A 14,911-nucleotide genomic window follows, 5' to 3' on the forward strand; every position below is an offset into this window, starting at 1 on the left:
ATTGGATTTTAGTAGGTAAGTCGGCTGCGTAGTTGACCACTATTATTCGCTGGTGCAATTACTTTTGATCTAAGTTTTGTTTGAGATTAGGGATTATTTGAGTGGAGATTTGAGATTTTGGCTTAAATTATTGAGTGGTGGATTAATTTGGGTATAGCTTGTAAAAGTTGGGCTTCGCTGTAAGGTTTGGTGAAGTATTGATTGGCGCCTAATTCCATTGCCATTTGCCGATGTTTGGGCCCGCTACGGGATGTCAGCATGGCTACGGGAATCTTAGCAAACCGCTGGGTCGATCTGATCGATCGCAACAATTCAAATCCATCCATCCGAGGCATTTCAATATCCACGATCGCCAAACTGCAATCAAGACCATTTTGCAACTTTTCCAGGGCATCCACGCCGTCTTTCGCCTGTACCACCCGGTAGCGAGCACGAGTCAGCGTCAGAGACAACAACTGGCGAATTGTATAGGAATCATCCACTACCAAAATCTGCGGTGACCGACTCGCACTCGCCGGCATCTCCTGCACTTTACCGGAGACAGCGGCGATCGAACTATTTACCACAGGTTGGCCCACCAAATCGTCCACATCCAGAATATTCACCACGCGCCCGTCCCCCAAAATCGTAGTCCCCAAAACGCCGCGAGGCTTGGATAGAGGCGGTGGCAAAGGTTTAACCACAATTTCCTGCTGACCGATCAGCCGTTCCACGGCCACCGCCAGCATTCCTTCGGTAGAAGCCAAAACCAGGACAGGAATTTCCTCTTGGGTCAAAGGGTCAGGAGAGGGGGCATCCGGCGGGAGGACGCTGTATTCGAGCAAATCTTGCATCCTCACCAAACGAATAAATTCTTCCCGCCACCACAGCATCGGCTGATTGCCGGCAATGTGAACTTCCGAGGCTTTAATGTGCAGAATTTCCTCGACTGCATCCAGCGGCACTGCTATTTTATTGTGATCTGTCTTCACCATCAAAGCATCAGTAATCGACAGCAGCAGTGGCAGTTTAATGATAAAACTCGTACCTTTTCCCAGGCGAGAGTCTACCTTCACAGTCCCCCGCACAGTCCGCAAATTTGTTCGCACCACGTCGAGCCCGACTCCTCGCCCCGAAAGGTCACTGACCCCTTCTGTAGTGCTGAAACCCGGCCAAAACAGAAAATCGTAGAGTTCGGCAATGGAAAATTCTTGAGCTTGTTCCTCCGTAGCCAAACCCTTTGTGACAATTTTACGGCGAATCATTTCCGGGTCAATGCCTTTGCCGTCATCGGCGACAGTAATAATAGTTTGGCCGCCTTGGTGGCGGGCTTCTATTTCAATTTGACCGCTGGCCGGCTTGCCGCTTGCTTTCCGAACTTCGGGAATTTCGATGCCGTGGTCGAAAGCGTTTCTCACTAAGTGTATTAAGGGATCGCGCAAAGCATCGAGCAAACTTTCGTCTATTTTGGTATCTCTTCCCACTAGCAGCAGGTTGACATCTTTATCGTATGTGATACACATCTCCCGCAGGGCTCTGGGCAAGTGATCGACGGCGCGACTGAAACTCACGACTCGCAACTGCATGACGCGGCTGCGTAGTTGTTCGGTAATGCGGCGCAGTTGGTCGGTACTGCGCTCGAATTTCATGGCTAAGGTGTCTAATTTGGTGGCGGATTGAGAAATTGCTTGGGCAGTTTCGATGACTTCGGCGGCTGTCGAGTGGAACTCTGTATAACGATCCATCTCTAAGATATCGAAGTGAGCATGGGCCGGAGAGGATTTGCCGTTAGCAATCATGGGGAATTCTGTTTCTGCGGCTGCAAGTTTTCCCAATCCAGAGTTCCCGTTTCCCCCTCTCCACTCTGCAAAGCTCAGTCTGTCGTATTCTTCTCGCAACTGACCGCCGAATTGGTTCAAATCTACGATGTTGCGGCGGATGCGCTTGACTTCGCCCCGCAGTTCGGATTCTTGAAGTTCTAAATTTGTACGGTTGATGACTAATTCCCCGACTAGATTCACCAATTCAGTTAAGCGTTCTAAGTCTACCCGGATTGTCGGCCTTTGCGGGTTGGGGACTGGGAGAGAGGGGGAGATTTCGGGGAGAGTGGAGGAGGGGGAGATTTCGGGGGGAGTGGGAGTGGGGGAGAGTGGGAGAGTGGGAGAGGGGGAGATTTCGGGGATGTCGATCGCCCTTCCTTCCAATATTTGTTGGCGTGCGGTTTGCAAGTTTTGGGCGATCGCCCAACCGTCGGATTGCAACCGTTGTAGAGTCAAGTCGGGAGAGTCGATCAAAGCGCTGAGGGCGGCGGCGACTTTCCCAAAATCCGGCAATTGCAGCATTCCAGCCAAACCGGAGAGTTGGTAGTAAACCTGCTTGAGGGCGGTGACAGTTGTTGCCAAATCTGCCTCGTCAGCTTGGGAAAGCTCGGTTTCTAGGCGATTGAAGAGTGCCGGCACTTGCTGTTCAAAAATCAGTTTCAGGGTTTCCTGGGCGGGCGATTGACTGGCTGCGGTGACTGGCGACGGTTCTGACTTGCCGTACTTGGCCTGGAACTGGGCGAAAATTTGGGCGATCGCCTCCAAGTTTTCCGTTTGATCCGGAGTTGTGACATCGGAGTGTTGAACTGATTCGATCGTAATCTTTTTGAGAGCATCCACCCCCTGCAGCAAAACACTCACAGTAGTCGGTTCCAGGGCCGCCAAGTCTGTGCGATCGCGCAAAATGACAAAACAGTCCTCCAGCGTGTGAGCCGCCGCCGATACGTTTTGAAAGCCCAACATCGAACCCGCACCTTTAATCGAGTGAGCCGCCCGAAACATTTCTTTAACGGCAGCTTGTCGCTCTTTCAAACCCGCAGCTTCCATCGCCAGCAGATTCGTCTCCATTGACTGAAGAAACTCTTCGCATTCTGCGGTAAAAGCATCTATTAATTCGTTTAAATCGTCATCATTCATATTAAATTAGTCATTAGTTAGCAGTCATAAGTCATTAGTCAGTTCTTATATTATGTCCGGTTCATTTCAACCCGCACCACCCAAATAATCTGGTGAAACCGGGTTTCTTCCTAGATTTATCGTACTCAAACCGAATTTTTCGGAGAAACCGGGTTTCTTCCTAGATTTATCGTACTCAACCCGAATTTTTCGGAGAAACCGGGTTTCTTCCTAGATTTATCGTACTCAACCCGAATTTTTCGGAGAAACCCGGTTTCTTGCCCCAACGACAGAAATGCGAGCGCACTTTTTGCGTTGGGAGAGGGGGCGGGTTTATGCAGATTGTCGGTAATAATTCAAGATTTTTGATGAACCCGCCCCTACAGAATTGTGGTATTTAACCGGATTTAATATGACCAATGACTAATGACTAATGACTAATGACGAATAACTAACTGCGGAAATTCGCCACCGACTTTTGCAATTGGCCCAAAGAACCAGACAACTCGTCCAAAGATGCTTTGACATCCGCACCTTTTTGTGCGGTAGTATTAGCAATCTCGTTGACTTGCTGCATACTGTTAGCAATTCCCTCAGCAGAAACAGTTTGCTTAGCAGATGCAATAGTAATATTCTGCACCAAAGCATTCATTTCTCGACTAACTTCGATGATGGCATTGAGGTGGGTTTTAGCTTCGCTTGCTAGCTTAGTGCCTTCCACTACCTCCAGCGTCCCCGATTCCATTGCCTTCATCACGCGGCTGATTTCTTCTTGAATTGTACCGACAATTTCCGAGATTTCCTCCGTAGCGCCGGCGGATCTTTCTGCTAATTTCCGCACTTCTTCGGCAACAACTGCAAAGCCTAAACCTTGTTCGCCGGCTCGCGCCGCCTCAATAGTAGCATTCAGAGCTAATAAATTAGTTTGCGAAGCAAGTTGAGAAATCGAAGTCACAATTTTGCCAATTTGCTGCGAAGATTCGCCCAAACGCTTCATCATTTTCGAGGTAGAGGCGATCGTCAACCGGAGCCCGTTAATGCCTTCGACAGCTCGATCGACCGCCATACCGCCGACTTCAGCCGTTTGAGAAGACTGCTGAGCCACTGTTTCGGCCCGCACCGAAACATCTCGCACGTCGCGGATCGAATTCACAATCCGCTCTATTTCGCGCATGATGGCAGATATTTTTGCTGCTTGAATTTCTGCCTGTTGGGTGAGTTGACTGGTATTGTTAATTGACTCGTCGGTGGCAGATGTTACCTGTTCGGCTAAAGTTTGAATTCCCGTTACTACTTTCCGCAGAGAACCGATTAAGAAGTTGAAAGAGTCGGCGACAGCACCTAAAACATCGTTAGTCACTTCCGCCCTGACTGTCAAGTCGCCTTGAGCCGCGCCTTTAATTTCTCCCAACAATTTAAGGACTTGCTGCGTCAGAGAATCAGCTTCAGCTTTACGTTCTGCTGCTAATTTTCCTAGTCGTTCTTCTGCCTCTTTGCGCTCGGTAATGTCAAAGCGAATGGCGATATATTTGACTATTGTGCCACTGGTATCAAAGATGGGGGAGATCGTCGAATCTACCCAGTAAAACGAGCCATCTTTGCGTCGGTTTTTGATTTCCCCTTTCCACACCAAACCGCGAGAAAGTGTCACCCACATTTCTTCAAAAAATGATTTGGGATGGTAGCCGGAATTGACGAGGCGGTGGTTGCGGTGCAGGAGTTCTCCCATGCTGTAACCGGAGATTTCAATGAATCCGTCGTTGACGTAGGTAATCATGCCTTGCAGATCGGTCTCGCTGACGATCGCCGATTCGTCTAGGGCATTTTGCCGCGTTTTGAGTTCTTGCAGCAAGCGTTCCTGTGTCTCGGCCAACTGCTGCATTTGCTGCTGGGACGATCTTTCCTGGGTGACGTTGCGGCAAACGACTACGCCGCCTTTGAGTGCGCCCGTTTCGTCTTTGAGCGGCCGGCCGGTAATTTTCACCCACAGGCCCTCTGGATTCCCTGCGTGGCGGGTGAAAACCTCTACGTTCTCAGGAGATTCTCCTCTAATTGCCCGTGTTAAGGGGATCTCGGCTGTGGGATAGGGAGTTACCGTATCGGGCAAGAATAAACCGTATCTTGCCGACCATTCGTCGGGAAGAGTATCTGTCGAACCCGTGCCAAAGATATCTGCGGCGGCGGGATTGAACAACACAAAATTGCCTTTTTCGTCGGCAGCAATTATGCCGTCGCCAATGCTATTTATTAGCAGTTGCAAGAGATTGGTTTGTTGCCGAAATTGGTCTTCGGAACGGGCTAATTGGGCTGTTGTTTTTTCCAGTTGCACCATCGCCTGTTTGCTTTCAGTAACGTCGCGAGCGACTGCATACATGAGCTGTTGTTCGGTTTCAGGTCGCACTTTCCACGACAGCCACTTGTAGGAACCGTCTTTGCAGCGGTAGCGATTTTCAAAAGATTTTAATTCGGCGCCACTAGCTACTTTTTCCGCTTGTTTTCGGGTTGATTCGCGATCGTCTGGATGGACTAAATCGATATAATAGTTGTCTTCGAGTTCATGCGCCTTGTAGCCGAGTGTGTTTTCCCAAGAGGGATTGATACGCTTGAATTTGCCTTCAAAACTTATAATACAAATCAAGTCTAGGGAAAGGGTAAAAAATCGATCGCGCTCTTCTTCTGCTTTTTTGCGATCGGTAATTTCGATCGCCACACCGCCGACACCGATGGGTTTGCCGTCAGCTCCGGGCAAAGGAAAATATGACGCCAGCCAATCTCGCACGAGGCCCGGTTCGTTGACGGTTGTACCCGACACCTCAACGTTTAAAAACGGTTGGTTGGTGGCGAGAATCTGCTGCAACATCGGCTGTAGGGTATCGACCATTTGGGGTACAACTTCCCTCACCGTCTTGCCGAGGTGTTCGGCAACTGAGACGCCTGTGGTTTCCGCTAATTTCTCGTTAACTTGGACGAAGCGCAACTGCTCGTCAAAAATAAACATTGAGGCCGGGGCGGCTGTGAAAAATGCGTCAAACCGGGTTTGACGCAAAACTAATTCTCGTTCTAGGGCTTTGCGATCGGTGATGTCGCGAGCTTCGGGAATCAGCAGCACGACTTTGCCGCTGTCGTCTACGATCGGCTTGAGGGAGAAGTCCACAGTTATCACAGCACCCCCAGCAACGAGCACGTCGGCTTCGTAGCGGACAACCTCGCCGGCGGCGGCTTTTGTGATCGCAGCTTGCACTTTTTGCTTGGCTTCTGGGGAAATTTGCCACCACAAATTATCTGCAAACTGCGTGCCTACGAAGTCTTCGCGCTCCATTCCGGCGATGTCGAGGGCTGTTTGGTTGGCTTCCAAAACGGTTCCGTCTGGTTTGAGCAGCCCCACTAATTGAAACGATTGGTCAAAAATGGCTCGGAACAGTCTTTCGCGATCGCGCAGCATCTCTTCTGCGCGTTTGCGATCGGTGATGTCGCGACTAACTGTTGCGAACCCCATCGGCTCGCCGGTTTCTGGGTTTTTGACCGTAAATAGGGTGAAGTCAACCGGAAAGTCTTCGCCGGTTTGAAAGTTCCTCAACCGGAATTCACCCTGCCAAAAACCGTCTCGCACAGTAGCCGGCACGATTTCTTCTTGGAAAATCTTACCATTTTCTACTGAGAAGAAGTCATACATACTTTTGCTTTTGACTTCTTCAATATTTGGCAATCCTGCTAGTTTCATTCCCGCGACATTCAGGTATGTTGCCTCTCCCTCCAGGGTAGCCGTGCCGATAAAATCAGAGCTACTTTCTACTAGCGAAATCAATCTTTGCTTTTCGATTTCTGCTTGCTTGCGCTCCGTGATGTCGTTGTTAGTTTCTAAAATTGCTTTCGGTTTTCCCTGTTCGTCTCGCTGCAAATTCCAGCGACTGAATACGGTAATTTTGGTATCATAATTGGTGGTGTGAATTAATTCTCCTTCCCAATAATCCTGCTCTTCTAACTGTGCCGAAATAGCGGCTAAAGGCTGGGGATAAATGGTGTGCAATAGAGTATGGGTGACTTTCCCCAGGGCGGCTTTTTTTGTCCAGCCGTACATCCGTTCGGCTCCCTGACTCCAATAATTAATGGTGCCGTCCATATCCCGAACGATCAAGCCATCGCTGGCAAGATCGAGCATTTGCAAGTTCTGCTGCAAGGCTTCTTCTGTGCGCTTGCGTTCTGTAATGTTGCGGGCGATCGTTGAGATAAATTCAACTTCTGAATTCTCGGATTTGTGGGCAACAATTACTTGAGAAACTGGTATTTCTTCGCCGTCTAAACTCTGCCAAACTGTCTCGCCGCTCCACACCCCGTCCCGGCAAGCTGCGGGGATGCCGACGTTCACAAGAGTGTCGATACTTTTGGGGGATGTCAGGTCAGAAATGCGGATTCCGGTTAAATCGGCGTCCTCGCCAACTCCCAACATTTCTCTGGCTGCGCGGTTGATATAAATGGTGCGCTGTTGGGTGTCGGCTATGCCTACCCAGTCTGTTGTGGTTTCTAAAATTGCTTTGAATCGCAAGAGTTCTTGTTCAGATTTCCGGCGCTGTGTGATGTCGCGCGCGAAGCCGACCATTCCTAAAATGTTGCCTTCTGCATCTTTGAGGGGCAATTTCTGGGTGTCGAAGGTGTGTACTTTGCCGTCGGCTAAGGTGGCTAAGTCGTTGGAGGCGGGCGCGAGGTGGTTGCCGGCCCGGAAGTTTTGGATTTGGTTCTCGGAATCGGTTTCGGCCTGGAAGTTGGCGAAGATGCGATCGACCGATATACCAATTTCTGCGTCGTCTTTGCCGATAATTTCTGCTTGGGTTTTGCCGAAGGCGGCGGCGAAACCTGCATTGACTAGGGTGTAGCGCAAGTTTCGATCTTTGACAAAAATGCAGTCTGGCGTAGCGTCAATGACTGTTCGCAGCAAGTTTTGGGAGCTTTCTACTTCTGCCAGTGTCTGCCGCAGTTGTTCTTCCATTTGCACGCGATTGGTGATATCTCTAATCGCGCAAACGAGAAATTGTCTACCGTCGGCATCTACAAAGGTAGATTTTTTGGCGGAGACAAAGCGGGTGTTTCCTGCTTGGTCTGTGATAGTTTTTTGGATTTCGGTGCTGGTATTTGTCAAAAAAACTAATTCGTCTTTTTTTCGATATGTCTCTGCTTCCTGTTTGGGCAAAAACTGGTCGTAGGATTTGCCAATTAGTTCTTCTCTGCTGTGACCTAGGTGTTGACAAAAAGCATCGTTTAATATTAACCAGCGGTGCTGTTTGTCTTTGACGTAAATCGGGTCGGGGATGCTGTTGAGGATGTTGTTTAAGAATTGTTCTGAGGCTTTTAATTGCTCTTGGACTGCGGTGCGATCGCGAATTTCCTGTTCCAATTGTGCATTAGTTTGCAGGAGCTGCTCGGTTCTTTCATTCACTCGCTGCTCTAGTTCTGCCGTTAGCTGCTGCAAGGTCGCTTCTGTCTGTTTGCGCTGGGTAATGTCGCGGCCTTCGGCGAGGATTTGAAATACTTCTCCTGTTTCATTTAACAGGGGCTTAAAGGACACATCAATTACTGTCACATGGTTGTTGGGGCCGGTGATTTCGTATTCTTCCCGGACAAACTTGCCTGCCGAGACTTGTTTAATGTTCGTTTTTAGGCGCTGCTGGTTGGTTGGAGATGATGCCCACCCTGGTGTCAGCCAAAATTTCAGCCCCAGCACTTCTGATGCTTGGAAATCGCCCAATTCTAGCGCTGTCTGATTTGCTTCGATCAGAGTACCGTCTGGATCTAATACTGCGATCGCTTGAAAAGCTTGGTCGAAGATTGCGTGAAATCGCTGGGTAGTTTCGCTCAGTGCTTGTTCTGTTTCTTTTTTAGAGCTCAAGATTTGCTTGGAACCTACTAAGAATCCGTAACGGTTGGACAAACTCAAAAAAACGAGCGCCACCATTACAGTTATCCAATCGAACACACTTTGTGCCACCTGAGAGTGGGGCAGCCCTAGGTATTCGGCGGCGTGGCCGCTGTGGCCGAAAGCGCAGCTCCAAAATATGCCTGCTGTGGCTGTGGCGAAGATGTCGAACCCGAATTGACGGTTTCGCCACAAACCTAAGCTGATTATCCAGGCGATGGCAAAGTAACACACACAAATGATGCAATTAGCAGCTCCAGTTACCACCGATTGGGAGAAGTCAGGCAACGTCAGGGTGAAAGTCGTTGCGATCCAGGTATAGAGAATTTCGATCATAAGATTAAGGATGGGCAAATCGGATGCGGGCGATCGTTAGTTAAATTTATTCATGCACAGCCGTTGCAGACTTATCTGTATTGTTGATTTTTACCAGCGTTCGGAATGGGCGATCGCTTCTACATCGACAATCATTAGCAAGCGTCCTTCGGAATTGTACAGACCTTTTAAGAATGGAGCTAGGTCAGGACTGACATCTAGTGCTGAGACAATGCGATCGGGATTGAGAGGTAAAACTCCTTCGACGCGGGAGACGGCTAATCCCAGGCGCATTTTCGACAACAATCTCACGTCTCGTGGATCGGGCGCTTCTACCACTAAGATGCGGCTGTTTGGGTGGTAGGTGTCAACCGACTCAATACCTACAAACAGTCCAAAGTCTGCCGCTGCTAAGATTTCGCCCCGCAAGTTGGTTAATCCCAGCAAAAATGGCTGGGTATTGGGAACCAGGGAAATCGGTTGTTCCTTGAGGGAAAGGACTTCCCGCACTGCATCTAATTCTATGCCGAACAGACTGCCTCCTTGACCGAACAGGAGAAATTGCTTTGTTGCACTTGTCTGATTCCCCCCAGCGGGGGGAGCCGTTATTTTCATGGCTTATTTTTAGTTTCTAGTGTAGCTTACAAATTAGAGTGTTGCTTTGACCCTAAAGCCGATCGCCCATCGAGTTTTTCAGCATCACTTTGGGTGCCTCAAATGTTTCCGTTAAATAAATCGCGGTTGGGCAAATAAGCAGGTTTTTATCATTAAACATAAACTTTTATGGAATTCAAAAACCCAGTTTATTAAAAAAAACGGGGTTTGTCGGTATAATGTTTTTTGGGAAGCGGCCGATCGCTTTATATTCGGTTTACGCTGAAAGCAGGCGCTGCACTATGTGGACGAGTTGTTGAGGTTCAAAGGGTTTACTGACGTAAGCGTCGGCCCCTAAATCAGTTCCCCAAGCTTTATCGATCTCGGTGTTTTTATGAGTACAAAATACTACGGGCAATTTGGCAGTTGTGCGATCGCCCCGCAATTCTCTGATCACTTCAAACCCGTTCATTCGTGGCATCACTACATCTAAAACGACCAAAGCCGGAGGGGTTTTGCGGATCAGGGCGATCGCTTCTTCGCCGTCACCTGCCCGCATCACATCCAATCCGGCATCTTGAAGAATGCGGCAGATAATTTCTAGTTCGCTCTTAACGTCGTCCACTACTAAAATTTTGGACATGATTCCCCACTTCCTTGCTGTTATTGACAGCGGACTATGTTTATTTAGAAGCTGACGCGATCGGCGGCGATGGGACTATACCGCTTTGCGGACAAATTAATGTACTTCCAAATACATTATATAGCCGATCCTAGGGCTGAAGGTTAGCTGTCAGCGATAAAAAACGATAAAAATTTACTTGACTAACAGAATCGCTCTGAATAAATTAATCGGCAATTAGTAATTGATTCGTGGTAATTCGCTGTTTTGAAACCAACTACTCTCAGTAGAAAGCTCCCTAAGCAGACAAAAGCCGGATATTCTACGTATTTTTTTTAGCTTGATTCCCAATAATCTAGTTGTGGACAGTGCCTAAATGAGGGTGCTAAAATATTTAAGTATCGGAATTAATAGCAATTTAAAAGGAGCCATAGCGAGATTACTACAGGTATTCAAATAAGTTTTTCTTGTTAAAATACAGCACAATCTCCCTGAGCAGTCGCTATTAGGAATGAGAATTAAATAACTTCCACTTTTGAAAGTGGGATGGGCGTCCCGCCCGTCCAAAACGGACGGGCGGGACGCCCATCCCACAATAACAATTAAAATTGTAAGTTATTTAATTCGCGATCCTAAGTGGACTGAATGATACAAGAATCTCTGCCCTTCTAGGGCCCAGAGTTGTCAAATTAACAGCCTCCCAGCGTTCCGCGTTTTTCTGCAAACTTCGATCGGGGGGCGCGATCGAAAACGCTTGATTTCACATGAGAGGAGAAGCCTCTGTCCCTGGGAACCCTTGCCTGGTTAGCGCTAGGTACAGCTACTGTATAGTCCATTTCCTCCCTCTCTACACCACCGCCTGAGAGGATTTCATCTACTGTAATCTTTTTCAGGGAATCCTGGTCTACACTGTGAAAATTTTCTTCAAATTCTTGATTATTTTCCATACCGACCGCCATTGAAAAAAGTGACTAAATAAAAAATTACTAAATATAATATATCCTCAAATCAAGGATCGAGCAATACCCGAAATTTATTTTTTGCTATGAACTCTATGTGTTATTCTGAGTTTGGTAAAAGCTGTTTCTGCTTAGACCGCGATCGCCCCCTTCCCAAATTAAGAAATTTACCCTCTAAAAATTGACATGATTACTGTTGCACTTCCCAAAGGCGGACTGTTAGGAGATAGCATTCGGCTGTTTAAATCGGTTGGATTAGACTTCAGTGCTTTTCTCGATTCCTCGAACCGACAACTTCAAATTTATGACCCGACGGGCACTGCCAAAGCTTTGCTAGTAAGGACGCACGACGTACCTGTTTATGTGGAATACGGTCAAGCGGATTTGGGGATTGCTGGCTATGATGTTTTGCGGGAAAAAAAGCCGAAAGTTGCCAATTTAATTGATTTAAATTTTGGCAAGTGTCGGCTGTCTGTGGCGGTGAAGGAATCTAGTTCTTATCGACGAACGGTGGATTTGCCTCCTCACGGGAGAGTTGCTTCTAAGTTCGTACACTGTGCAAGGGAATATTTTCACAATTTGAATTTGCCGGTGGAAATTGTGCCGCTTTACGGTTCTGTGGAATTGGGGCCTATTACGGGTATGTCGGAGGCAATTGTGGATTTGGTTTCGACTGGCAAAACTTTGCGAGAAAATGGTTTGGTGGAAATTGATGTTTTGTTTGAAAGTTCGGCTTATTTAATCGGTCATCCTCTGAGTTACCGTTTGAATGCGGGGGGGGTGAATGAGTTGATCGGGAAGTTGAGAGAGCAAGTTTTGACCGCTGTTTGATGGTCTAAAATTAGAGTAGACTTATGGCATAAATCTTTCAGTAATAGGGAAAGCACAGACGCAACGCAGATACAATTCACGATAGTTAGGAATGAGAATTAAATAACTTCCACTCTTGAAAGTGGGATGGGCTCTTATAGCCCGTCCTTTTTGGATGGGCTATAAGAGCCCATCCCACAATAACAATTAAATTTGTAAGTTATTTAATTCACGATAGTTAGCGACTTTTTCCAGAGTTCTAAACTCTTGTGGGAAGTAGGGTTTTGGCTTCTCGCCCGCCCTAAAAGTTAAATCTTTATGAGCTAGTATTTGCCGTAAGAAATAGGACTGAAATCCTCAGTACGAACTGGTTCTATTTAGTTGATTTCTGAGCGCTTACTTACAGGTATAAAACCTAGTTTTTCCTGGCAGCGATTGATATAAAAACTGACGACTGTATCAGCAGGGTTTTGTTCGATTAGTTGCTGAAAATATCCCAAGGCTGCGACAAATCTTTCGGATTGCCATCCTTGAATTCCTTTGTCAAATAAACCCTGGGTAAGCTGCTTTGCCTCAGAGTCGGGACAAGAGGCTGCCCAGATTTCGTAGATTTCAATAGCTTGCTGTTTGCCGCGCGGCGTTACTCGATCGATCCAGCGATAGTAATAATTGTTGCTGGGCAAATGGCTGTCAGCAGCAGTCGCCCCAGAAGTAGAAATAATACTCTCCTGTGTTTCCATTTCTAAGTCGCACTTTAATAATAGACTTTCTTTTGAGTGGGAGTTGGAACTTATGCCATTTAGAAATTCTCTCGCATGAACAATGGCATTTTCGCTAACAATAATTTGGCAGCCGTATATTTTAGTTAAATTTTCTAACCGAGAAGCTGTATTTACCACATCGCCGATGACTGTAGAGTCCATGCGGCGATCGGAACCTAAAGTGCCGATCATGCCGATACCTGTGTTAATTCCCGTACCAATATTGACGGGAGATTCTAAATTGTATTGGTGGCGACTGGCATTAAATTCTTGCAAGGTTTCTTGCATTGCTACTGCGGCTTCGATCGCATTCATGGCGTGAGAATTTGGCTGGTCAAATACTGCCATGATTGCATCGCCTAGGTATTTGTCAATAAACCCGCCGTGAGACGTGATGCACTCGTTCATTTTAGTAAAAAAAGCGTTCAACCATTCAAAAGTCTCGCGAGCTTGTTGAGATTCGGCGATCGCAGTAAACCCGCGAATGTCGCAAAATAAAACAGTCAGCTCTTCTTCTGTGGCATTGCCCAACTGAATAGATTCTATTCCTTGCGGCGCAATTCGTTCGAGAAGTTGCTCTGGCACAAATAGCTGAAATTTTTCTGACAGATATTCGTTGGCTTCCCAAGCTGCGGCGATTTGGCGTTTGCTTTGCTCTTTTACCTGCTGGTGGAATTGGGAAGATACTGCTTGCGATCGCATTTGACTCAACTGCAAAATATTTTCCACTTTCGCCAGCAACAAGCGACTGTTAAAAGGCTTTGTCAAATAATCATCTGCCATCATTTCTAACCCTTTGATGCGAGATATATCGTCATCGAGGGCAGTTAAAAAAATCACCGGTACAGTTTGCAATTCCGTATCCTTCCGTAGGATATCGCACACATCAAAACCGTCCATCTCCGGCATCATAATATCTAGTAAAATTAAATCGGGTCGAGAGGCGCGGGCAAGCGAGAGCGCTTCATGGCCAGATAGCGCTGATACTGTAGCGTATCCTTTTAGGTGCAATAACTCTTCCAGTAAAATAAGATTAGCTGGCTCGTCATCAACCAACATGATGCAGGGCGACTTGTTTGACATGGAATATGATAGGTAAAGTTTGGCCACCGATCGGCAAGGACAAAGGATTTAGGTATTTAGCTAGGATTGACGCACGATCGCCTAGAAATCGGATTTTTTCCGAAAATACTGCATACAGACTTTTAATCGGGGTAAAAAACCCGGTTTCTTTAGTCTAATAGCGTCCAGAACTGATTGTGTTGTGTTCTTTAGTCTTTCCCCTCGTTTCTGAAAAGAGATGTCCCCGATCGATCGCCGAAATAGTTGAGTTAGGTTAATATAAGTTGATTTTACATTCAATCTAAAATTTATCTACTATTGAGTTTAGCGTTTCGCATCATGAAATGTAATAAATTACACCTCTGTGGCAGTGAACCCAGCATTAGTGGCAGTTGGAAAAGTCGGAGGCCCAGCAGTGGCAAATACAATAGTGCGATCGAAGACAGCCTCACGTGGGGCTGTTTTCTTTTTCCCTAATAGTCTTGGACGCACGGGTGGCCAGAAACCGGGTTTTTTTACGAAAATCCTCTGCTGTAGTCCGCAGATTAGGTAAAAAACCCGGTTTCTTTGTCGGCCCTGGCGTAAGTTCTGTCTAAAAAACCGATTCCTACGATCGGTTATCGACCATGAGGTGTCAAATCAGTGCGATCGGGCAAAGCAAACACAACTTTCAATCGGATATCGGGGACTCGCTGGCGACACAACTGAAGATGTCCGTCAGCGTCCGATCGATTGCGGTATCGCCCGACAATCGCCCATTGCAAATTGGGAAGCAAACGGGCAACCGCCCAAGGCTTGAGGCACTCTTTATAGGTCATAATTGGTTTATCTCCATTGCAAAAGGGAGCCAGAGCCAGCGCGGACACTTGGTAGGTAGAGGCGCTGGCTTTTGACTTGATTATTCATTTTATAGCGCTAGCGCATATACGTCAATGCGTATGCTTAAATACGTAGGTGTGAAAGTT

Annotated in this window: 8 protein-coding genes; 1 reads left to right on the plus strand and 7 read right to left on the minus strand. The window is 47.3% G+C overall.

Annotation, left to right across the window (positions count from 1 at the left end; translation table 11 throughout):
- Positions 1-122: 122 nt before the first annotated feature.
- The 5 genes from QT973_RS03745 to QT973_RS03765 form a co-directional block, all read right to left on the minus strand.
- A complete protein-coding gene (locus QT973_RS03745) occupies positions 123-2,936 on the minus strand; it encodes a hybrid sensor histidine kinase/response regulator (protein WP_333272466.1) in 2,814 nt (937 codons plus the stop codon).
- A 430-nt stretch (positions 2,937-3,366) separates the two neighbouring features.
- Positions 3,367-9,159, minus strand: coding sequence for a PAS domain S-box protein (locus tag QT973_RS03750; RefSeq protein WP_333390649.1), 5,793 nt, complete (start codon positions 9,157-9,159; stop codon positions 3,367-3,369).
- 90 nt (positions 9,160-9,249) lie between these two features.
- Entirely contained in the window at positions 9,250-9,753 is a 504-nt protein-coding gene (locus QT973_RS03755) for a chemotaxis protein CheW (RefSeq protein WP_333080154.1), read from the minus strand.
- A 256-nt stretch (positions 9,754-10,009) separates the two neighbouring features.
- Complete coding sequence (locus QT973_RS03760) at positions 10,010-10,375, minus strand: response regulator (protein ID WP_333058429.1); 366 nt, start codon at positions 10,373-10,375, stop codon at positions 10,010-10,012.
- Positions 10,376-11,043: 668 nt separating this feature from the next.
- On the minus strand, positions 11,044-11,301 hold the full coding sequence (locus QT973_RS03765; RefSeq protein ID WP_333053123.1) for a hypothetical protein: 258 nt from the start codon (positions 11,299-11,301) through the stop codon (positions 11,044-11,046).
- A gap of 198 nt (positions 11,302-11,499) precedes the next feature.
- Between QT973_RS03765 and hisG the strand changes: the two genes are divergently transcribed.
- Positions 11,500-12,144, plus strand: coding sequence for an ATP phosphoribosyltransferase (hisG, locus tag QT973_RS03770; RefSeq protein WP_333053122.1), 645 nt, complete (start codon positions 11,500-11,502; stop codon positions 12,142-12,144).
- Between the two features lie 356 nt (positions 12,145-12,500).
- On the opposite strand, the gene QT973_RS03775 is transcribed toward hisG, so the two are convergent.
- Both QT973_RS03775 and QT973_RS03780 read right to left on the minus strand, forming a co-directional pair.
- Positions 12,501-13,967 (minus strand): response regulator, encoded by a 1,467-nt coding sequence (locus QT973_RS03775; protein WP_333209668.1) that lies wholly within the window; start codon positions 13,965-13,967, stop codon positions 12,501-12,503.
- Positions 13,968-14,563: 596 nt separating this feature from the next.
- Entirely contained in the window at positions 14,564-14,764 is a 201-nt protein-coding gene (locus QT973_RS03780) for a hypothetical protein (protein WP_333146849.1), read from the minus strand.
- Positions 14,765-14,911: the final 147 nt, after the last annotated feature.

Source organism: Microcoleus sp. Z1_A1 (genome assembly GCF_036700305.1).
Lineage (GTDB): Bacteria > Cyanobacteriota > Cyanobacteriia > Cyanobacteriales > Microcoleaceae > Microcoleus.

Bases quoted from the DNA above. Each gene is read 5' to 3' on its own strand.
- QT973_RS03745 (WP_333272466.1), bottom strand. From the start codon at position 2,936: ATGAATGATGACGATTTAAACGAATTAATAGATGCTTTTACCGCAGAA.
- QT973_RS03750 (WP_333390649.1), bottom strand. From the start codon at position 9,159: ATGATCGAAATTCTCTATACCTGGATCGCAACGACTTTCACCCTGACG.
- QT973_RS03755 (WP_333080154.1), bottom strand. From the start codon at position 9,753: ATGAAAATAACGGCTCCCCCCGCTGGGGGGAATCAGACAAGTGCAACA.
- QT973_RS03760 (WP_333058429.1), bottom strand. From the start codon at position 10,375: ATGTCCAAAATTTTAGTAGTGGACGACGTTAAGAGCGAACTAGAAATT.
- QT973_RS03765 (WP_333053123.1), bottom strand. From the start codon at position 11,301: ATGGAAAATAATCAAGAATTTGAAGAAAATTTTCACAGTGTAGACCAG.
- hisG (WP_333053122.1), top strand. From the start codon at position 11,500: ATGATTACTGTTGCACTTCCCAAAGGCGGACTGTTAGGAGATAGCATT.
- QT973_RS03775 (WP_333209668.1), bottom strand. From the start codon at position 13,967: ATGTCAAACAAGTCGCCCTGCATCATGTTGGTTGATGACGAGCCAGCT.
- QT973_RS03780 (WP_333146849.1), bottom strand. From the start codon at position 14,764: ATGACCTATAAAGAGTGCCTCAAGCCTTGGGCGGTTGCCCGTTTGCTT.